The following is an 18,781-nucleotide window of genomic DNA, read 5'->3' as shown; positions in this document are numbered from 1 at the left end:
AACAGACCACCGTTCGAACTCCTGCTCTGAGTTTCACACAGTAACATTTAAGTAACAAATCGACTTACAATATAGTAGGAATCAGTCGGAATGGAGCGGATTCCGACCCGTCCTACGGAGGCGGCCTGCGCCCCAAACAATGAGACAGTATCCGGAACCAGTCCGGTGAACGGTTGGTTCCTATAATGAGCCAGCGCGGTGCCGGACTGCCCGCACACATCACACAAAGTAACTCCGGGTCCGTTGAAGTCTGCCGGACTCCCCGAGGCAAAAACAACTCTGGGAGTCCGAACATGACCGAGGATAGGAGTACCGGGGGCTTGGCACTCCCAGCAGTCCCACCCGGTTTAGACCGCGAACACCCTGCTCAGATTCGCACTGACTGGGTGTTCGGTGGGGTCGTTAAACCTGAAACTCCCAAACGTGGTCGGGATTCCTCCGCGTCGTCGGGCTACGCCCGACTGCCTGGGAGAGCTTCGCTCTCCCTCTGTTTACGCGGGGGAGGATGTCAACATCTGCTGGCTGCTCGGACACGACGGACAAGATTCATACACCGGGCTGTGTAATCGAATGATAATGTCGCTGCTGCCCTCCAGGCCGGATACGTCGTCCGCTGACGCCGAGCCACGGGTGATCGGCGTCGACAGTGACGACGCCGACGATGTGATCTCCGCGCTGTCTTCCGGGACGGCCAGAGAACTGCTGGCCGAACTGCACGAGGAACCCGCGCCCCCCTCGGAGCTGGCCGATCGGGTAGATACGTCGCTGCAGAACGCGCAGTACCACCTCGAAAAGCTCCAGTCGGCCGGTGCGGTTTCGGTCGTCGATACGGCCTACTCCGCGAAGGGTCGGGAGATGGACGTCTACGCCCCTGCTGACAAGCCACTGGTCATCTTCGCCGGTGACGAGGACGGGACGACGGGGCTCAAGGCGGCCCTGTCGCGCCTGCTCGGCGGGGTCGGGCTGCTCGGGATCGGGGGCCTCGCTGTTCAGCGACTGTACGGCGACGGTGGAACGGTCGGGGATACCAACGGCGTTTCGACCGGCGCTGGGACGCCGACACCGGGCGGGACCGCCGGTTCGCAGTCGGGTGGAGTGATCGAGATGTTTCCCGTCGAGGAGGGACCGACGACGGCCGAAGTGACCTCCGAAACGATTGATGAGTCGGCCGTGACGTTCGGTGCGAACGGAACGTACACGTATACCGGCAACGTGACCGATGTCGTCGCCAACGAAACGCTGGTGAACGCGACCGACAGCGGGTCCCTATATTTCGTCGACCGCAACGGGACGAAATACGTACTCGACGTTGCGAACGCGACGACCCCGAATATGACCGATACGGCGAGCACGGGGGTCGACACGACAGCAACGACCATTGCCCAGGAGACAACAGCGCAGGCCTCCGACACTGCCGGTGTCGCAGCCGGCGTCGAACCCGGACTCCTGTTTTTCGCCGGCGGTCTCGCAATCTTGCTGCTGTGGCTGTTCGTCTGGTACGCCCGGTGACTCTTCCCCCTCGGACTGTAACTCAAACCGTCATTTGAGCCTCCGGTAGCACCTTTACCGTCCCGCCAATACACAGCGATGGTGACGGTTGGTCCGTCCCGCGAAGACGAGTACGAGCGGTCGGGTTACAGCCGCCACCCCGTGCCCGCCGATCCGCTTCGGCCCTCCAGACGCGATTGCCGCCGCTCAGTCCGAGAGCGTCCGATCGGCTATCAGGGAGCCGTCCGGCGTCCGGATCTCGATTCGTACCCCCTGGCCCTGTTGTGTTATCTCGCCGTGCGCCGGTCGGTTCCCCCGCGGGTCGGCGTGGCTACCCGGATTGACTAGCAGACAGTGTGGTGTTTCCTCGATGCCCGGTCGATGTGTGTGTCCGACGAGCACGATATCGGCGTCCTCCTGGCGTGCCAGCAACGAGAGCGCCGTGCGATCGTGTTCGTGGCCGTGGACGACGACGATCGTCCGGTCGGCGTACTCGACAGTGACGGTATCCGGGAGCTGATCCGCGAGATCCGGGTCGTCGCTGTTGCCCGTGACTGCCGATAGTGGCGCGCCGTCCCGTTCGCTACCGGCCGCTTCGGCGATCGCCTCGTAGACACGCTCGGTCGTGAAATCGCCGGTATGACAGACGTATTCGGCCTCTCGAACCGCGTTCCGTGTCCGGCCTTCGAGTCTGTGTGATCGAGTCCCGTGTGTGTCCCCGAGTGCGACGAGCATACGGGTCGCTGGGCACCTCTCGTGACAACTGTTGTGGAATCGGACGGCCGTCTCGAATAGCAGCGATTTGCGCCTGCTGGGCCTGCAATCCGATCGTACAACCGAGTCAGAACGTGATAATCTCGTAGCTGTCGTCGACGAGCGACCGGACGCTCGGGTGGCCGTCGTGGTCGTCGAGCGTCACGACGCCGGCGTCGGCGACCGCGTCCGCGACGCCGAACGCCCCGGCACAGTAGTCACAGACCGACGTGTCCTCGCGCACCGTCCGGTAGAGGTCGTGGTAGTCGTTGCGCTCGTCTTCGAGTTTCGGGATCCACTGGGTGCCCGCACCGTCGAAGATCAACTCGACGTCGTCGCCCTCGGTCTCTGCGAACTCTTTGGCCGTCTCCAGTCCGTTGACGAGACGCCCCCTGTCCGCATGTGACTCTGTTCCTGACAGAATGATAACTGCTGCTTTCGTCATTACAACTCTCGATGGCTGCGGTGGCGGAATAAGTCTCTGCGAACGAACTGGTAACGGGGTAACGGACACGTTACGTGGTGCCGATCAGTAATCGTGGTCGTGTTCGCCTCCTCCACGGGTGAACTGCCCCGAGAACGCCCGCTGGACGACCTCGGGCAGTGCCGGGTGGACGTGGACCGCGTTCCGGACGTCCCGGACCGTGCCCGAGCCGGATTTCATAGCGACGACGACCTCCTGGATCAGCGTCGAGGCGTCCGGACCGACGATGTGACACCCAAGTATCGTCCCGTCGAGGTCGACGATCCCCTTCACGAACCCGTCGGCGTTCATCGCGTCGCCGCGGGCGGTGTCCCCGTACTGGTAGGTGTTCGTCGCGTACTCGTGGTCGTCCTCTCGCAACTCCGACTCGTGCGCTCCGACGCCGGCGACCTCCGGCGAAGCGAACACGGCAAAGGGCATGGCGCTGTAGTCCACTGGCTGGAGGTCCCCGCCGAAGATGTTCCGGGCCACGGTCCTGGCCTCGTGGTTGGCGCTGTGTTTGAGCAGGTACTCCCCGACGATGTCGCCCAGCGCCCAGACCCCCTCGGCGTCGGTCCGCAGATACTCGTCGGTCTCGACGAACCCCTGATCGTCGGTCTCGACGCCGGTCGCCTCGACGTTCAGAACGTCGGTGTTAGGCACGCGGCCCGCGGCGACCAGCAGCGCGTCACCCGTCACGTTCACGGGGTCTTCGCCTTCGACGACGCCCGCGTCCTCGCCGTACTCGTAGGGCCGTGCTTCGACCGTGATCTGGCCGTTCTCCTCGCTGACCGCCGTGGCCATGTGGCCCGTGTGGACGGTGAAGCGATCGGCGTAGCGGTCGGTGAAGGCCGCGGCGACCTCCTCGTCGGCTTCCGGCAGGAGGGTCGGTCGCCGGCCGACGATCGTCACCTCGCTGGCGAAGGTCCCGAAGAAGTGGCCCAGTTCCGCGGCGATGTATCCGCCGCCGACGATCACGAGGTGCTCGGGCGGTGTTTCGAGCTGGAGCGCCTCCGTGCTGGTCATGTACTCGACCTCGTCGATGCCGTCGATGTTCGGGACGGCCGGGCGCGTCCCGGCGGCGACGAGGACTGTCTCCGCGCGGAGTCGGGCCCCATCGTCTTCCCCCCCAGAGATCTCGACGGTCCGGTCGTCCACGAACCGGGCCTCACCCTTGAACAGGTCGTGTCGAGCCGAGGATTCGAGCCCCCGACGGATCGACTCGGCGTCCTCGCTGACCTCCTCGTTGACTGCCCGAACGATCTCAGCGAAATCGACGCTTTCGACTGTGGCGTCGATCCGGAACTCGTCGGCGCGTTCGACGGTCTCCAGGATGTCGGCGTGGTACAGCAAGTGTTTCGACGGGATACAGCCGCGGTTGAGACACGTTCCGCCGAGCGGCCCCCTCTCGACGACCGCGACCGACTGGCCCTGGTTGGCGGCGACGTTGGCGACGTCCAGCCCCGAACCGGAGCCGATGACCATGAAATCGAATTCTTGCATGGAGACACCGACGAGTGCCTCGCTAAAGAAGGTCGAGTAACGTTTCGGTTAGGCGGGGCAGCCACGTCGACGGACACTTGCCCCTCGCTCCGATTACGCCCTTACCTGGGGGTAGCCATACTGTTTAGATCGTTGCCAACGGTGTGCAGCATGTGTTCGAAGCATTCACGCCCGAACTGATCGCGGCCATGGCCGGCGTGATCGTCGTCGCTGGCGCGGTCAACGGCCTCGCCGGGTTCGGATTCGCGCTCGTGGGGACGATGGCGCTGGCGACGGCGATCGACCCCGCGACGGCCGTCGTGTTCATGATCGCGCCTATTCTGGGTGTAAACCTCTCGCTGATCCGGGATCTCTCGCTCGAAGACCTGCGGACGTGTGGTCGCCGGTTCACGCCGCTGATCCTCGCCGCGCTGGTCGGCACGATCGTCGGGCTCGTCGTTCTCGATCGCGTCCCCCAGGGACCGCTGAAGGTCGGGCTCGGCGCGGTCTCGCTGGCCTTCGTCGCCAGTGCCCAGCGTGTGGTCCCGGTTCCGGGCCTCGACCGTGCGAAGGAGGGCTGTTTCGTCGAGTCGACGGCGGGGATGATCGGCGTCGGGGCCGTCTCGGGGCTGCTGTTTGGCGGGACGAACGTCGGCGTCCAGCTGATCGCGTACCTGCGGAGCTGTGACCTCTCTCACGGCGTGTTCGTCGGCGTCGTCGCGATGGTCTTTCTCGGGCTCAACGCGGTCCGGATCGGTGCCGCCGGCGCGCTCGGTCTCTACCCGAGCCTTGCGATCGCGCTCGCCTCCGCTGTTGCTGTACTCCCGGCAGTCGCCGGCGTTGCCGTCGGGAAGCGCCTCCGAACGAGGATCGGCGAACGACAGCGCCGCGCCGGCGTCCTCGGGCTTCTGACCTTGATCGGGATCCGACTGATCCTCGGCGGACTCGGTATCGCGTGAACGCAATCAATGCGGCTTCGTCCGAGGTGGTTCGTCAATGCGATTGTGACCGACGAGCTTCGTCAACACGGTTTTGTCCGGCGAGAGCCACGTCTACCCATGCCACGCACAGCAGTCATCGCCGGCGTCGGTCCAGGGCTCGGTGCATCCCTCGCGCGGAAGTTCGCGGCCGAGGGCTGTCAGGTCGCGCTGTTCGCCCGCTCGGCGGACTACCTCGAGGAACTCGCCGCCGATCTCCCTGATCCCGGAGTGGGACTCGCAGTACAGACCGACCTCACTGATGTCGAGGGTATCCGCGATGGGTTCGAGGCGGTCCGGGAGGCGTTCGGTCCGGTGGACGTACTCGTCAACCACGCGAGCGCCGCCTCCTGGACGGGCCTGATGGACACCAGTGTCGAGGAGTTCGAGCAGGCCTGGGCGGTCAACGGCCGCGGGGCGTTCGTCTGCTCACAGGAGGCCGTCGGGGACATGCTTGCGACGGGCGGTGGGACAGTCATCTTCACCGGTGCGACGTCCGCAGTGCGGAGTCTCGGCGGAGCGATCGGGTTCACCGCGGCGAAGTTCGCTGCCCGTGGCATGGCGATGGACATCGCCCAGGAGTTCGGTTCCGAAGGGATCCACGTCGCGCACGTGGTGATCGACGGCCAGATCGACTCCCCAGGCGTCCGCGAACGGTTCCCCGGCCGCAGGGACGAGACGTTTCTCGATCCCGACGAGATGGCCGAGACCTACTGGCACCTCGTCGAACAGGACGACGTGAGCACCCAGCCCTTCGAGGTACACGTTACGAACGGCCCGCAAAACTCTGAATTCATCTAGCACGCCGACCGCCCACCGGAGTCGGTTACCTCGATCTCACTCGACTCCTTTTCCGATCGGAGCCCGTACTGACGGGCGATGACCCGAACCGACGACCGGATTACCGTGTACTCGGATTACGTGTGTCCGTTCTGCTATCTCGGCCGACGATCCCTCGAAGAGTATCAGCAAACCCGGGAGAGCGAATTGACGATCGACTGGCGTCCGTTCGACCTTCGGAGTCACAAGCGCGGACCAGACGGCGAGATCGATCACTCGGTCGAGGACGGGAAAGACGACGCGTACTTCGAGCAGGTTCGTCAGAACGTGGCCCGACTGCGCGACGAGTACGGCGCGGACGAGATGCTGTCGCTGGACGATCTCCCCGAAGACGTCGATTCCTTCGACGCGCAGGTCGCCTCGCTTTATGTGCAGGCCGAGTATCCCGACCGGTGGCTCGCCTTCGACGAGGCGGTCTTCGAGGCGCTCTGGGTCGAAGGGCGGGACATCGGTGACGTCGACGTGTTGGCCGACATCGCCGAAGAGGCCGGCGTGGACGGTGACGAGATCCGACAGGCAGTCGCCGACGAGGAACGCCGCGACCGCCTTCGAGAGCGATTCACTGACGCCCAGCAGGACGGCATCACCGGCGTTCCGACGTTCGCTTACGACGGGCACGCCGCACGGGGCGCGGTCCCGTCCGAACACCTGAAACGACTCGTCGAGGGAACGCGCTGACGTCCTGTCGCCGGATCTGTACGTCGTGAATGCGTGTCGAGGAACGCCCAGGCGTTCAGTGACGAGTGGTCGGGCTTCCGCTCCTGCTGGTGCGGTCTGTTCGTCTTCGAAAACGCAGATCGAGCGCGCTCCGGACTGCTCAGGACTGGGACCGCCCCATCTTCATACAGCGAGGGAATCCCGGCGTTCACGCCGGGTGGGAATCGCGTACGCTCCGTGTCCCAATCCACCGGCAACACCACAACTGACTCTCTATTACTGTTCCAATATATGAATAAATTTTATACTTATTCAAACTCATATGGTGATTGTGGAGCTTCGACGTACCGCCGTCGTGAAACTCGACGTAGACGACGATGCTCACCGCCTTCTCCAAGAGACGATAGACCGCTTCAAACAGGCCGCGCAGATGGTTGCAGACGACGGCTGGAACGGCACAGAAGACGGCTACATCGTTACGTCGAAAACTGAACTACACGACCGGACATACGACGAGGTACGCGAAGCCACCGACGAACTCAACGCTGACCTCGTGTGCGCCGCTCGGAATCGAGCCGCCGACGCACTCGATTCCTGTGCCGAGAAACGCAAAGATGGCGAGAATCCCTCGAAACCACAGTTCACGTCGGATTCGGTCGTCTACAACCGCAACGCGATTACCTACTACGACGAGCACGCCACGCTTGCCACCGTGGACGGACGTATCGAAGCCGAGTACATCCTCCCTGACGAGGATGTGCCACCGACAACCTACTTTGCTGACGAGTGGGAGAAGCGCGAAGCGACGTTGCATCACCGTGACGGTGATTACTACCTCCACATCGCTGTCGTGAAAGAGACGGACACAGAGCCGGAAGATGCCGAGAACGGAACGGTTCTCGGCGTAGACTTGAATGTGGATGGACATCTCGCTGTCACTTCGAGTGGCGCGTTCATCGGCAACGCCGACTACCTCAACCACAAACGCCGAGAATACGAGAGGCGGCGTGGACAAATGCAACAAACAGGCACACGGTCGGCCCACTTGACGATGCAATCACTCGGTGGCAGATTCGCTAACTGGAGCGAAGATTACCTGCATCGTGTTTCGAAGGCACTGGTGCAGGAAGCGCTCGCCCACGACTGTACGCACATCGCGTTCGAGAAGCTGACACATATCCGCGAACGTATCTCGGACGCTTCCAAATTCCAGCAGTGGGCGTTCCGTCGCATCCAGGAGTACACCGAGTACAAAACCGCCGAGTACGGGATTGCCGTCGAGAAAATCGCGCCACAGTACACCAGTCAACGGTGTAGTCACGTTGCCTGTAGCTTTACCCACGAGGATAACCGCGATGGTGACGAGTTCGAATGTCTGAAATGCGGGCGCGAATACCACGCCGACTACAACGCAGCGAAGAACATCGCCCGGAAACTACTCCAGAACTGGCAGAAGTCTGGTTCTGGAGGGGCAACCGGTCACCTTGCCCTGAAGTCGGGGACGGTGAACGTGAACGGCATCTTCACGCCTACCACTGTCTAGTGGTCAGAACGGGAGTCCACCGACAAGCTCCGCCCTTCAGGGCGGAGAAGGTGACGGAGCGGGTCACGGAGACAAAACTCGACATCAGACCGCCCGATGTCCGCCAGGTGTTGCTCGACGCGTTCGGTCTTCCCAAGCCCGGACTCGATATCTGTCTGTGTGTCATCGGTGAGGGACCGCTCTCCCCGGAGGAGTTGGCCGAACAACTCGATTACGACGTCAGCACCGTCCGGACGTATCTCAACGACCTCGTCGAGTTCGGACTGCTGGAGAAGTCCCAACTCAACCGCGAGTCCGGCGGATACGTCAACGTGTACCACTCGATCGCGCTCGACGAGATGCGCGAGGAGACACTGGTCGGCTTCTACGCGTGGGCCGGCGAGGCCGCGTCGCTCATCGAGGAGGCGAACCTCACCAAAGAGGATTACCGGGACGCCGAGTCCGAGCAGGGGCTGAACGAGGTGTTCTGGGAGCGGTTCCGGGACGGTCGACCGACGAACTGATATATAAATCTGGTGGAGATGGGAGAACGGATCTCCCGCCAGAGTGTGGTTAACTATCCGTCCGGGCGTCTGTCACAGTACTACATGAGTTCAGAATCGGGGATCGTTTCGTCGAGCGGATCGGGCGCGGGAATTGACAGGACGATTTTCGTCGAACCGGACGAGGTGTTCGACGCAGTTCAGGAAACACTCAGTCGGAAGTGGCACCTCCGTATCGTCTACCAGCTGCTCGAGAACGGCCCGCTGGGATTCAGTGCGCTGAAAGGAGAGATCGTCGGCATCTCCTCGAAGATGCTCTCCGAGAGCCTGACGAGTCTCGAAGAGGACGGGCTCGTCGATCGAGAGATCGTCAACGACCAGCCCGTTCGCGTGGAGTATTCGCTGACCGAGCGCGGGGATGCACTGGAACCGGTGGTCTCGGAACTGGTCAGCTGGGGCGTCGAACACGGTATCGACGAATCGAACCCGTAACCTGGCACGGGGACGGGGCAGTTCAGCATCGAGCGGGTGAGCGGTCTGAGAGGTCGTTACGCCTGTGTAACTACATCTATTTAGTCGTCGGTCAAGTCCCTCCCGGACGTGAGCGACGAAACCGATCTCCACGAGTACGAAGTCGTCGTGGTCGGGGGCGGTCCCGCGGGCATGACGGCGGCGCTGTACAGCACGCGACTCGGCCACCAGACGGCAGTCGTCAGTCGCGGCGGCGGTCGTGCGGCGATGATGCAGGAAGTCCACAACCTGCTGGGCGTCCGCGAGGAGACCAGCGGGATGGAGTTTCTCCAGATCGGCCAGGAGCAACTGGAAGCGTACGGCTGTGACAGCCACCGCGATATGGTCGCCTCGTGTTCCCGTCCCGAAGACGGCGAGAAGCAGTTCCGACTATCGGGCAACAGCGCCGACTACGCCGCCGAGATGGTCGTGCTCGCGACGGGGTTCAACGACGTCCGTCCGGACCCACCGCTCCCCAGAACCGGCCGGGGACTGCACTACTGTCTGCACTGTGACGCCCACATGTTCGTCGACGAACCGGTGTACGTGATGGGCCACGGCGAGAGCGCCGTCCACGTCGCCGCGATTATGCTGAACTTCACCGACGAGGTGGACCTGCTGACCCGCGGCAAGGAGCCCGAATGGAGCGACGAGAGCGCCGCCGTCCTGGAGAACCACCCTATCGACGTGATCCACGCGGACGTCACGGGCGTCCAGAACGGCGAGGACGGCTGGCTGAAAGCGCTCGAATTCGAGGACAGCGTGGGACAGCGCCCCACGAGCAGTCGGGCGGAGTCCGGCGACGGGAAGACCCGCGAGTACAAGGGCGGGTTCGCGATGTACGGCGCGGAGTACAACAACGGCCTGGCCCGGGAGCTCGGCTGTGCGATCAACGACGACGGCACGATCGAGGTCGGCGACCACGGCGAGACCTCGGTCGACGGCGTCTACGCGGTGGGCGACTGCACGCCGGGGCACAACCAGATCCCGGTCGCGCTCGGCCAGGGCGCGAAAGCGGGGATCGACGTGCACTTCGAGTTGCGTGACTTCCCACGCGACCCCGACCGACTCGACGACCTGGGGGCCGTCCGCGACGAGGAAGTGCCCGGGATTCCGGACGAACTCTTGGAGCAAGCGGTCGATTTCCACACGTACGAACGGCAGTAATCGATGTGACAAAATCGATGTGCCGAGGGGCCGGCTGTTTACAGTTTCTCCTGCGGGTCCCGTCGACGCACCTGAACGACCAGTACTTCTTTGCCAGTCGGCAGAGCAGTCACGGGGGATGGCTGGCAACAGCAAGGGGGTCGTGCTCGCGGCGCTGCTGGCGAACGGCGCGATCGCCGTCCTGAAGTTCGTCGGATTCACGCTCACCGGGAGCCCCGCGATGCTCTCGGAGACGTATCACTCGATCTCCGACACCGGGAATCAGGTCTTCTTGCTGATTGGCATCCGCTACAGTCAGCAGTCGGCAGACCAGCGCCACCCGTTCGGATACGGGAAAGCGCAGTTCTTCTACAGCTTCCTCGTGTCGGTGCTCCTGTTCGGCATCGCCGGCTGGGAGAGTGCCACCCACGGCTACGAGAAACTGGTCCACGGTGGGGCCCACAGCGTCCCGACGCAACCGGAGCTGTTGGGTGTCAGCTTCCCCGCCGTCTACGTCAACTACGCCGTTCTGGTCGGCGCAATTCTCTTCGAGGCATATGCCCTCCACAAGGCCAACACGGAACTCAAACGCCAGATCGAGGTCCACGGCTGGAGCGGCTATCGGGAAGCGTTCCACGAGACCAGCGACGTGACGACGCTGACGGCGTTCACTGAGGACACCGTCGCGCTCTCGGGGGCCGGGCTCGCGCTGTTCGGCATCTACCTCACCGAAGTGACCCACAATCCGGTCTACGACGCCGCTGCGGCGCTTTTGATCGGGATCATGCTGATGGGATTCGCCCTGGCGCTGGCCTGGGAGAACAAGCGTCTCCTGCTGGGTGAGAGTCTCTCGTTGGAGGAAGAAGAGCAACTGCGAAAAACTGTCGCCGCCCACGATAGCGTGGCCGAGATCGTCGACTTTCGGACGGTCTTTTTCGGCCCCGGTCGCCTCCTGGTGACCGCCGACGTGGCGTTCGAGTCCGGGATCGCGACCGCCGAGATGGACGGGCATATCACTGATATCGAGGAGGAGCTGAGGGCAGTCGAGCCGTTCGTCAAGAAAGTCTACATCGAGCCCGAGCGAGACGCCCGACAGTGATGCTGTGAGCGACGATCCTCGCCCCTCTCAGCCACTCCGGCGACGCTATCGCAGACGAGCCAATTCGTCGTCGCTCAATTCGATTTCGGAGGCAGCGACGTTCTCTTTCAGATGTGTTACGCTTGAGGTGCCGGGAATCGGCAGCGTGACCGGCGAGTGCTGGAGCAGCCACGCCAGCGCGATCTGATATCGGGTGGCGTCGTGTGCCTCGGCGATCGCATCGAGGGCGTCGGCCTTCTCGTCGAGTTCGCCAGCCCCGAGCGGGAACCAGGGGATGAACCCGACGTCGTACTCCTCACAGGCCTGCAGGACGTCCTCGTCCTCGCGGTCGGCGACGTTGTACTGGTTCTGGACAGTCGCGACGTCGACGATATCGCGCGCAGTTTCGAGCTGTTCGACGGAGACGTTGCTCAGCCCGACGTGGCGGATCAGCCCCTCGTCTTTCATCTCCGCGAGCGCGTGGACGGAGTCCTCGAACGGCGTATCGGGATCCGGCCGGTGATACTGATAGAGGTCGATCGTGTCGACTCCCAATCGATCCCGGCTCGCGAGGACGGCGTTGCGAAGATAGTCCGGATCGCCTTGCGGGAGCCAGTCACCGTCCGTATTGCGCAGCAGTCCGCCCTTGGTCGCGACGACCAGTTCGTCCGGATAGGGTGCGAGCGCCTCGCCGATCAGTCGTTCGCTGACGCCCGGGCCGTACGAGTCCGCGGTGTCGATGAAATCAATGCCCAGCGAGAGCGCCTGATGGAGTACCCGCCGGGCCTCGTCCTCGTCGTCGGGTCGGCCGATGATGTCCTCGCCCGTGATTCGCATCGCGCCGTACCCCAGTCGGTGAACGGTCGTCTCGCCGTCGAGGTCGAACGTGTCGCTCCGGTTCGTGAGTCCCATACTCCCGCCCACGACTGCCAGCGTCATGGGCTTTGGCCCGAAATCGGGTGTTAACACGTGTCACGACCCCACAAGTGCTTTTTGTCCCCCTCCAGAACAGGGTGGCATGCCCGGTCCGATCTTTCGATCCGGCGAACGCGTGTCCCTCCATCCCGTCGAGGAGGACGACCTCGGCGCGTTCGCCCGCGCGCGAAACGACCCTGATCTCCGCGTCCCGCTGTGTATCGACTCGGCGACGAACCGCGAGGCCCTCGAGGAGTTCCACGAGGACACCGTCTCAGGTGGGGATGGCTACTGGTTCGTCGCGACGGCCGACGACGAGACAGTCGGTGCCGTCACCTTCCCGGACGTCCGGGAGGGGGACGGCCTGGCCGATCTCGCCTACTGGATCCTGCCCGAACATCAGGGCCAGGGTCTCGGGCACGAAGCGGTGTCGCTGTTGCTCGAATACGGCTTCGAAGAGCTTCGGCTCCATCGCGTCCGGGCGGACTGTCTCGCCACGAACGAAGCCTCCCGTGGTCTGCTCGAATCACTGGGGTTCTCCCGCGAGGGGCAGTTCCGCGAGGCCATGTTCCAGGACGGTGCACACGTCGACGTATTGCGCTACGGATTGCTCGAAACGGAATGGAGTGATGTCTGATGCCCGGTCCCGCGTTCCTCCGTGGCGAGTCGGTCAGTCTCCACACTTGGGAAGAAGAGGACTACGAGTTCTTCGAAGAACACCGCAACGAGGAGTCGATCCGGCGACCGCTGACGGACGTCTCGCCGCGGAACCGCCAGCAGGTCGAGGAGCACTTCGAGGAGCGCGTGTACGGCGATGACGACGACGGGATGGCGTTTCTGATCTGCACGGGCGACCGCGAGGCGATGACGACCGGCGACGCGGACGGTCTGACCCGCGTCGGCGAGGTCGGCATCCCGTGGGTCAACCAGCCGCACGGATCTGGGATGCTCATGTACTGGATCGCGCCGGACCACCAGGGCAACGGCTACGTCACGGAAGCGACGGCACTCCTGCTGGATCACGCTTTCGGGCAGCGACGGCTCAACAAGGTCTGGGCGATGGTCATCGAACCCAACGACGCCTCCCAGGCCGCCCTCGAATCGCTCGGCTTCGAGCAGGAAGGCTCCTTCCGGAAGGAGACGTTCTACGAGGGCGAGTACGTCGACAGTCGACGGTACGGGCTGCTCGCCGAAGAGTGGCTCGCCGACCGATGATCGCGAGCGCGTCCCTCCGGTCCTTGGTGCGCGGCTCGCCCGCAGATCGCTGGTCTCACGCACCGCTCGCAGGTTGCAACGAACTTCGGCACGCAAACGTAGACTGACAGACACCGATCCACAGCCATGGTCGACGCCTCTCGCACCGTCCTGAAGTACTACCTCTACCGCGCGACCAGCGGTCCGGGATTCACGTATCCGATCTACACGCTCTTTCTCCTGTTGAACGGGCTGAGCTACACCGAGATCGGTATCATCGCGACGATCCAGGCGCTCATCGTCGTCGGCGGGGAGATCCCGACGGGCTACGTCGGCGATCGGATCGGGCGTCGCAACAGCCTCGTCATCGCCGCCGTCACGTTCCTGCTCTCCAACGCCGGCTATCTGTTTGCGACTGACTTCTGGGGGTTCCTGTTCGTCTTTGGAACGCTGTCGTTCGGGCAGACGTTCGTCTCCGGGAGCGGCAGCGCCTGGCTGTACGACACCCTCCAGGAACACGACATCGAAGGCGAGTACACCAGGGTCTCCGGCCGTGCAGGAGCGGTCTCGAAGGCCGTCCAGGCAGTCACGATGATCGCCGGGGGGCTGCTGTACGTCGCCGATCCGTACTACCCCTTCTACGCCGCCGTCGCGCTCAGCGTGCTCAACGTTGGTCTCGTCCTCCGACTGCCGAAAAACGCCGCCTACGCCGCCGACGACGAACGCCAGGCCGAGGGCGAGAGCCTCTCGATGCTCGACGCCCTGCCGACGATCCGCGACCGGATCACCGCCCGCGAACTCCGCTGGTTCGTGGTCTACCTGTCACTGTTCTCCGGCGCGTTGATGACCGCCGACATGTACATCCAGCCGGTGGTTCGCGACGCGCTCGAACAGTCCTTCGGTGCGGTGCTCGCGACCTACGGCGTCGAGGAGGCCGCGACGCTCGGGTTCTTCTACGCCTCGTTCATGGGTATCTCGGCGATCGGTAGCGACTACGCCGCCGAGGTGGAGTCCTGGCTCGGCGTCCGCAAAGCGATGTTGCTGTTGCCGGTCGCCATCGGCGCCTTCTATCTGGTGCCCGTGTTCGCCCCGGTCGCCGTCTTCCCGATGTTCTTCGTGATGAAAGGCTCCAACAGCCTGATCTTCCCCATCTCGAGCCGCTACATCAACGATCACATCGGCTCGGTCGGCCGCGCGACGGTCATCTCCGCGATCGCGATGGTCCGGGCGGTCGCCGGCGTGCCCTTCAGGATCGGCAGCGGCGCGTTCGCCGATCTCTTCACGCCGATCGCTGCCGTCGCTGCACTCGGGGCCTCGTTCCTCGTCGGGGCCGCGCTGCTGTACGTGTTCGCGACGCCGATCCGCGAGGTAGACGTACCCGATCGGTCTGGGGAGTCGACCGAAGCGACTCCCGGTCCCGTCGACTAACCGTCGACATCGTCGCCTTCGACCCCGCGCCACAGATACAGGCTCGCGTAGCTCCGATACGGTGCCCAGCGCTCGGCGCGGTCACGCATCGCCGCTCGATCCTCGACGGCGAGATCGTCGAACAGTCGGGCCATCCCCTTCCGAATCCCCAGATCACCGACCGGGAAGACGTCGGGCCGGCCCAGCGAGAAGAGCAGTTGCATGTCGGCCGTCCACGCGCCGACGCCGGTGATCGAGGTCAGCTCCGCCCGGACAGCGTCGTCGTCCATCCCCTCGAAATACGCCCGGGAGTACCCGTTCTCGACGAACGCCCGAGCGACGTTGTTGACGTATCCGGTTTTCTGGCGGGACAGACCGGCGTCCCGGAGGATCTCGTCGTCGGCGTCGAGGACGCCTTCGGGCGTGACCTCGATCGCGTCGAACAGCCGCTCTCTGGTCGCCGCTGCCGATTCCATCGAAACCTGTTGGCGCAGAATCGAGACGACGAACCGCGCGAAGAAGTCCTCGGCCGGCTCGACGCGGAGCGGTCCGACTGCGTCGACGGCGGGTCCGAGTTTCGAGTCGGCTCGAAGGGACTCGTTGGGATCGGGAGTCATCGGCATTTGGAGGAATCGAAAGTCATCGGCGAGAGCGTTTGCGCGCGCTATTGGAGGCCGCTGTCGTCGTCACAGCAGTCCGCCCCGAGTAATGCGTCACCGTCCGACGCCGACCCGCTGTTGGCGCGAACGTCGTCGGTCAGCGGAACGTCGTCGCTGTCGCCGGCGACCTCCGCGGGGTTGCCGGTGACGGTCATCCCAGATGGCACGTCGCTGAGGACGACCGCTCCGGCACCGACGCTGGCGTTCTCACCGACGGTGATGTCGCCGAGTAGCGTCGCGTCCGCGCCGATCGTGACGCCGTCCTCCAGAGTCGGATGGCGCTTCTCGCGGCGCATGGACTTCCCGCCGAGCGTGACGCCGTGGTAGAGCAGCACGTCGTCGCCGATCTCGGCGGTCTCGCCGATCACGGTCCCCATCCCGTGATCGATGAAGAACCGATCGCCGATCTCGGCGGCCGGATGGATCTCGACGCCGGTGAGAAAGCGGGTCACGTGTGACAGCAGGCGGGCCGTCAACCCGAACCCGTTCCCGTGTAGCCAGTGTGCGATGCGATACAGCCAGATAGCGTGCAATCCCGGGTACGTGAGGAGGACCTCCAGCGGACCTGTCGCGGCCGGGTCCTTGGCGCGTGCGGTCCGGACGTCCTCGCGGATACGATTGAACATTTGTCGTGTAGTCTATGTGGTAGTCAGAGACGATGCCCAGCGGACGAGAACGTCACCGACAGCCCAGCGCGGCTGGGCAGAGCTGGCTGTCGGTACACGAGCGGACTGCGGTCGTGCGCGAGTCCCGCATATCCGGATCTTGGGGGAGCGGAAACAAAAATGACGTGATCCTGTCGGTCATGTCGGCTCCGGGATTACGCTGCGCTGTCGTCGACGGGGCGAGCCTGCGGAACGGCCTCCAGCGCGGCTTCCAGCCGATCTGCAACGTCCTCGACGATCGGTTCGAGGTCCTCGTTGTCGACGATCGACATCAGTTCCCGGGGGTCGACGACACTCACGCCAGTCGCACCCTCGTCGGTCTCGTAGACGACCACGTTGCAGGGCAACAGCGCCCCGAGTTCGAACTCGATGTCGAGCGCGTCGTAGGCCAGCGGCGGATTGCACGCGGCCAGAATCCGGTATCGTGCGTATTCCTTGTCCAGTTTATTTTGGAACGCGGCCTGCATGTCGATATCGGCGAGGACGCCGAACCCTTCTTCGGAGAGGGCGTCGGTCACGGCGTCGATCGTCTCGTCAAAGGTCGCGTCGACTCGATACTGGTTCGTGTATGGTGCCATATGTCCACTAGAGTGGCTGGACGGATGAGTCCTCCGGGGCCGGCAATCAGCGAAGGCGGGTAAGCGACTCCCCACGTTCGGTCGACGTTGGTGGTCAAGGGAAACACCCTTGCCGGTGCCGCCACAGCACCCGATCGATGAGGGATTCCGACGGCGAGGAAGACGTCAGAGAAGCGGTCGAGCGCTCCAGAAGCGGCGCTCCTGCGGCCGGCCGGGTGATCCGCGACCGGTTCTCGAGCGACGAGGTGTTTCAGCGGATCATCGCCGCTGCCGACGAAGAGATCACCTCCGGGAGCCGGGAACTGTTCTTTAGCGGGCTGGCAGCCGGCTTCGCGATCACGATCACCTTCCTGCTGTACGTCTCACTGACGGCCTCGACCGGAGGGCACCCGATATTGAGCGCGCTACTATATCCGCTCGGGTTCATCTACATCATCATCGGCGGCTATCAGCTGTATACCGAGAACACGCTGCCGCCGGTCGCGCTCACGATCGAGCGCCTCGCAAGCGTCCCGGCGTTGCTTCGTAACTGGGTCGTCGTCCTGGCCGGGAACTTCATGGGCGGTGCCCTCGGGGCAGCGGCGCTGGCATACGGGAGCGTCCTCTCTGACGCCGAAGCCCTGGTGGCCTACGACATTGCCCACAAGGGTATCGAGACCGCGCCCGCCGCGCTGTTTACCAAGGCCGCCTTCGCCGGCCTGATCGTCGCCGGCGTCGTCTGGGTCGAGTACGGCGCACGCGATACCATCTCCCGGCTGGTCGTCGTCTATCTCGCCTTTCTGGCGATCCCGCTGGGCGGACTCTTCCACGTCGTCGTCTCGTTCACCGAGATGCTGTATCTGGTGTTTGTCGGTGATCTGGCGGTTCTGGTCGGAATGACGGACTTCGTCATTCCCGTTTTGCTGGGTAACACAGTTGGAGGCGTGGTGCTCGTGACAGTCGTCAACTACTTCCAGACGACCGAACACCGACTGGAGTCGGCCCGCTTCGAGGGGGCGAACCGTCGGCTCTCACCGAAAGAGTGGGCCTTCGGCGGACTGGTCGGACGGTCGTACGTCCCCGTGATCGACACGGCTGCGAAACACGCTCGCACCGACGAGGGGACCTACCGGATCCTCGTCCCGATCTCGAACCCCCGCACTGAACAGCGACTGGTCGAGTTCGCCAGCGCCATCGCCAGCGCGCACGAACAGGCGGTCGTCCACGCCGTGTACGTCGTTCAGACGCCGTCCCGGAGCCGATACGACAGCAACTCCAGACGGGAGCTCGTCGAGGAATCGGATCAGTTGCTCTCGGAGGTCTGTAGCGTCGCCGACGCATACGACGTCGACGTCGAGACCTCGACGGTCGTCTCCCACCGATCGTTCGAGGAGCTGTTCACGATCGCCGACCGCGACGACGCCGACCTCGTCGTGATGGGCTGGGGCGAGGACCGCCTGTGGGACGCCGCGCGCGCCGAACGGCCGATCGGCGAACTCACGAACCGACTCCCATGTGACTTCCTGATCGTCGACGACCAGGGGATCGACACGTCACGGATCCTGCTCCCGACGATCGGTGGCCCCAACGCCGAGTTGAGCGCGGAAGTCGCGTCCGCGCTGCAGTCGGTCGGAGATGCTGAGGTGACGCTCCTGTACGTCGCGGACGGCCCCGAAGACGTCGAGGACGGCGAGCAGTTCCTCGAAAACTGGGCGATCGACCACGGGCTGGAGGACGCCGAGATACTCGTCGACGAGTCCGGCGAAATCGAGGCGACGATCGAACGCGAGGCCAAGGACCACACGATGTTGATCCTCGGAGCCAGCGAGCGTGGTGTGCTCGCGCGTCTGGTCCGCAACACGCTCCATCTGGACATCCTCGACGAGGTCGACGCTTCGGTCGTCATCGCGGAGCGGTCGAACGGTCGGAGCCTCTGGCGGCGTCTGTTCGGACGACGGTAAGAGA

General features: G+C 63.9%; 19 protein-coding genes and 1 pseudogene. 13 read left to right on the top strand and 7 right to left on the bottom strand.

The window, feature by feature from the left end; translation table 11 throughout:
- Positions 1-576 precede the first annotated feature (576 nt).
- The gene (locus HSEST_RS14660; protein WP_229120546.1) at positions 577-1,509 is read left to right on the top strand and encodes an ArsR/SmtB family transcription factor; all 933 of its coding nucleotides are present in this window, start codon (positions 577-579) and stop codon (positions 1,507-1,509) included.
- A 186-nt stretch (positions 1,510-1,695) separates the two neighbouring features.
- Here the strand turns inward: HSEST_RS14660 and HSEST_RS08690 are convergent, their stop codons facing one another.
- The 3 genes from HSEST_RS08690 to HSEST_RS08680 all read right to left on the bottom strand — a co-directional run bounded on the left by HSEST_RS08690 (position 1,696) and on the right by HSEST_RS08680 (position 4,207).
- The gene (locus HSEST_RS08690) at positions 1,696-2,223 is read right to left on the bottom strand and encodes a metallophosphoesterase (protein ID WP_229120545.1); all 528 of its coding nucleotides are present in this window, start codon (positions 2,221-2,223) and stop codon (positions 1,696-1,698) included.
- Between the two features lie 106 nt (positions 2,224-2,329).
- On the bottom strand, positions 2,330-2,686 hold the full coding sequence (locus tag HSEST_RS08685) for a DsrE family protein (RefSeq protein ID WP_229120544.1): 357 nt from the start codon (positions 2,684-2,686) through the stop codon (positions 2,330-2,332).
- An 84-nt stretch (positions 2,687-2,770) separates the two neighbouring features.
- Complete coding sequence (locus tag HSEST_RS08680) at positions 2,771-4,207, bottom strand: dihydrolipoyl dehydrogenase family protein (protein WP_229120543.1); 1,437 nt, start codon at positions 4,205-4,207, stop codon at positions 2,771-2,773.
- Between the two features lie 152 nt (positions 4,208-4,359).
- Between HSEST_RS08680 and HSEST_RS08675 the strand changes: the two genes are divergently transcribed.
- The 8 genes and pseudogenes from HSEST_RS08675 (at position 4,360) to HSEST_RS08640 (ending at position 11,440) form a co-directional block, all read left to right on the top strand.
- Entirely contained in the window at positions 4,360-5,145 is a 786-nt protein-coding gene (locus tag HSEST_RS08675) for a TSUP family transporter (protein WP_418886512.1), read from the top strand.
- 99 nt (positions 5,146-5,244) lie between these two features.
- A complete protein-coding gene (locus HSEST_RS08670) occupies positions 5,245-5,964 on the top strand; it encodes an SDR family NAD(P)-dependent oxidoreductase (protein ID WP_229120542.1) in 720 nt (239 codons plus the stop codon).
- A gap of 78 nt (positions 5,965-6,042) precedes the next feature.
- Positions 6,043-6,681: a DsbA family oxidoreductase gene (locus HSEST_RS08665; protein WP_229120541.1), complete on the top strand. Its 639-nt coding sequence runs from the start codon at positions 6,043-6,045 to the stop codon at positions 6,679-6,681.
- A 301-nt stretch (positions 6,682-6,982) separates the two neighbouring features.
- On the top strand, positions 6,983-8,203 hold the full coding sequence (locus HSEST_RS08660) for an RNA-guided endonuclease InsQ/TnpB family protein (RefSeq protein WP_229120540.1): 1,221 nt from the start codon (positions 6,983-6,985) through the stop codon (positions 8,201-8,203).
- Positions 8,204-8,259: 56 nt separating this feature from the next.
- Positions 8,260-8,706: pseudogene (locus HSEST_RS08655) on the top strand (helix-turn-helix domain-containing protein); the annotation flags it as partial.
- A gap of 84 nt (positions 8,707-8,790) precedes the next feature.
- Complete coding sequence (locus tag HSEST_RS08650) at positions 8,791-9,177, top strand: winged helix-turn-helix transcriptional regulator (protein ID WP_229120538.1); 387 nt, start codon at positions 8,791-8,793, stop codon at positions 9,175-9,177.
- 108 nt (positions 9,178-9,285) lie between these two features.
- Positions 9,286-10,362: an NAD(P)/FAD-dependent oxidoreductase gene (locus tag HSEST_RS08645; protein WP_229120537.1), complete on the top strand. Its 1,077-nt coding sequence runs from the start codon at positions 9,286-9,288 to the stop codon at positions 10,360-10,362.
- Positions 10,363-10,480: 118 nt separating this feature from the next.
- Positions 10,481-11,440 carry a cation diffusion facilitator family transporter gene (locus HSEST_RS08640; protein WP_229120536.1) on the top strand — a complete coding sequence of 320 codons (960 nt, stop codon included), beginning with the start codon at positions 10,481-10,483 and terminating at the stop codon, positions 11,438-11,440.
- Positions 11,441-11,485: 45 nt separating this feature from the next.
- Here HSEST_RS08640 and HSEST_RS08635 read toward each other — a convergent pair whose 3' ends face one another.
- A complete protein-coding gene (locus tag HSEST_RS08635) occupies positions 11,486-12,331 on the bottom strand; it encodes an aldo/keto reductase (RefSeq protein ID WP_229122977.1) in 846 nt (281 codons plus the stop codon).
- Between the two features lie 106 nt (positions 12,332-12,437).
- On the opposite strand from HSEST_RS08635, the gene HSEST_RS08630 reads away from it, so the two are divergent.
- From HSEST_RS08630 to HSEST_RS08620, 3 genes are all read left to right on the top strand, one after another.
- Entirely contained in the window at positions 12,438-12,971 is a 534-nt protein-coding gene (locus tag HSEST_RS08630) for a GNAT family N-acetyltransferase (RefSeq protein ID WP_229120535.1), read from the top strand.
- Positions 12,971-13,549, top strand: a complete 579-nt coding sequence (locus HSEST_RS08625; RefSeq protein WP_229120534.1) for a GNAT family N-acetyltransferase — start codon at positions 12,971-12,973, stop codon at positions 13,547-13,549. The genes HSEST_RS08630 and HSEST_RS08625 overlap by 1 nt, the downstream gene beginning before the upstream one ends.
- 126 nt (positions 13,550-13,675) lie before the next feature.
- Positions 13,676-14,956, top strand: coding sequence for an MFS transporter (locus HSEST_RS08620; protein WP_229120533.1), 1,281 nt, complete (start codon positions 13,676-13,678; stop codon positions 14,954-14,956).
- Here the strand turns inward: HSEST_RS08620 and HSEST_RS08615 are convergent.
- The 3 genes from HSEST_RS08615 to HSEST_RS08605 form a co-directional block, all read right to left on the bottom strand.
- Positions 14,953-15,552: a DNA-3-methyladenine glycosylase family protein gene (locus tag HSEST_RS08615; RefSeq protein WP_229122976.1), complete on the bottom strand. Its 600-nt coding sequence runs from the start codon at positions 15,550-15,552 to the stop codon at positions 14,953-14,955. The two genes, HSEST_RS08620 and HSEST_RS08615, sit on opposite strands and share 4 nt — an antisense overlap.
- 47 nt (positions 15,553-15,599) lie before the next feature.
- Complete coding sequence (gene cysE / locus HSEST_RS08610) at positions 15,600-16,220, bottom strand: serine O-acetyltransferase (protein ID WP_229120532.1); 621 nt, start codon at positions 16,218-16,220, stop codon at positions 15,600-15,602.
- A 194-nt stretch (positions 16,221-16,414) separates the two neighbouring features.
- Positions 16,415-16,837, bottom strand: coding sequence for a DUF302 domain-containing protein (locus HSEST_RS08605; protein WP_229120531.1), 423 nt, complete (start codon positions 16,835-16,837; stop codon positions 16,415-16,417).
- 137 nt (positions 16,838-16,974) lie between these two features.
- Here HSEST_RS08605 and HSEST_RS08600 point away from each other — a divergent pair, with 137 nt between their 5' ends.
- Entirely contained in the window at positions 16,975-18,777 is a 1,803-nt protein-coding gene (locus tag HSEST_RS08600; RefSeq protein ID WP_229120530.1) for a formate/nitrite transporter family protein, read from the top strand.
- Positions 18,778-18,781: the final 4 nt, after the last annotated feature.

Source organism: Halapricum desulfuricans (genome assembly GCF_017094465.1).
In the GTDB taxonomy this organism is placed as follows: Archaea; Halobacteriota; Halobacteria; order Halobacteriales; family Haloarculaceae; genus Halapricum.
The sequence above is the reverse complement of the archived record's forward strand: the minus strand, read 5'-3'. Positions and strand labels throughout refer to the sequence as shown.

Coding starts and splice junctions, on each gene's coding strand:
- HSEST_RS14660 (WP_229120546.1), top strand. CDS start 577: ATGTCGCTGCTGCCCTCCAGGCCGGATACGTCGTCCGCTGACGCCGAG.
- HSEST_RS08640 (WP_229120536.1), top strand. CDS start 10,481: ATGGCTGGCAACAGCAAGGGGGTCGTGCTCGCGGCGCTGCTGGCGAAC.
- HSEST_RS08650 (WP_229120538.1), top strand. CDS start 8,791: ATGAGTTCAGAATCGGGGATCGTTTCGTCGAGCGGATCGGGCGCGGGA.
- HSEST_RS08685 (WP_229120544.1), bottom strand. CDS start 2,686: ATGACGAAAGCAGCAGTTATCATTCTGTCAGGAACAGAGTCACATGCG.
- HSEST_RS08605 (WP_229120531.1), bottom strand. CDS start 16,837: ATGGCACCATACACGAACCAGTATCGAGTCGACGCGACCTTTGACGAG.
- HSEST_RS08615 (WP_229122976.1), bottom strand. CDS start 15,552: ATGACTCCCGATCCCAACGAGTCCCTTCGAGCCGACTCGAAACTCGGA.
- cysE (WP_229120532.1), bottom strand. CDS start 16,220: ATGTTCAATCGTATCCGCGAGGACGTCCGGACCGCACGCGCCAAGGAC.
- HSEST_RS08620 (WP_229120533.1), top strand. CDS start 13,676: ATGGTCGACGCCTCTCGCACCGTCCTGAAGTACTACCTCTACCGCGCG.
- HSEST_RS08665 (WP_229120541.1), top strand. CDS start 6,043: ATGACCCGAACCGACGACCGGATTACCGTGTACTCGGATTACGTGTGT.
- HSEST_RS08660 (WP_229120540.1), top strand. CDS start 6,983: ATGGTGATTGTGGAGCTTCGACGTACCGCCGTCGTGAAACTCGACGTA.
- HSEST_RS08680 (WP_229120543.1), bottom strand. CDS start 4,207: ATGCAAGAATTCGATTTCATGGTCATCGGCTCCGGTTCGGGGCTGGAC.
- HSEST_RS08635 (WP_229122977.1), bottom strand. CDS start 12,331: ATGGGACTCACGAACCGGAGCGACACGTTCGACCTCGACGGCGAGACG.
- HSEST_RS08670 (WP_229120542.1), top strand. CDS start 5,245: ATGCCACGCACAGCAGTCATCGCCGGCGTCGGTCCAGGGCTCGGTGCA.
- HSEST_RS08630 (WP_229120535.1), top strand. CDS start 12,438: ATGCCCGGTCCGATCTTTCGATCCGGCGAACGCGTGTCCCTCCATCCC.
- HSEST_RS08625 (WP_229120534.1), top strand. CDS start 12,971: ATGCCCGGTCCCGCGTTCCTCCGTGGCGAGTCGGTCAGTCTCCACACT.
- HSEST_RS08690 (WP_229120545.1), bottom strand. CDS start 2,223: ATGCTCGTCGCACTCGGGGACACACACGGGACTCGATCACACAGACTC.
- HSEST_RS08600 (WP_229120530.1), top strand. CDS start 16,975: ATGAGGGATTCCGACGGCGAGGAAGACGTCAGAGAAGCGGTCGAGCGC.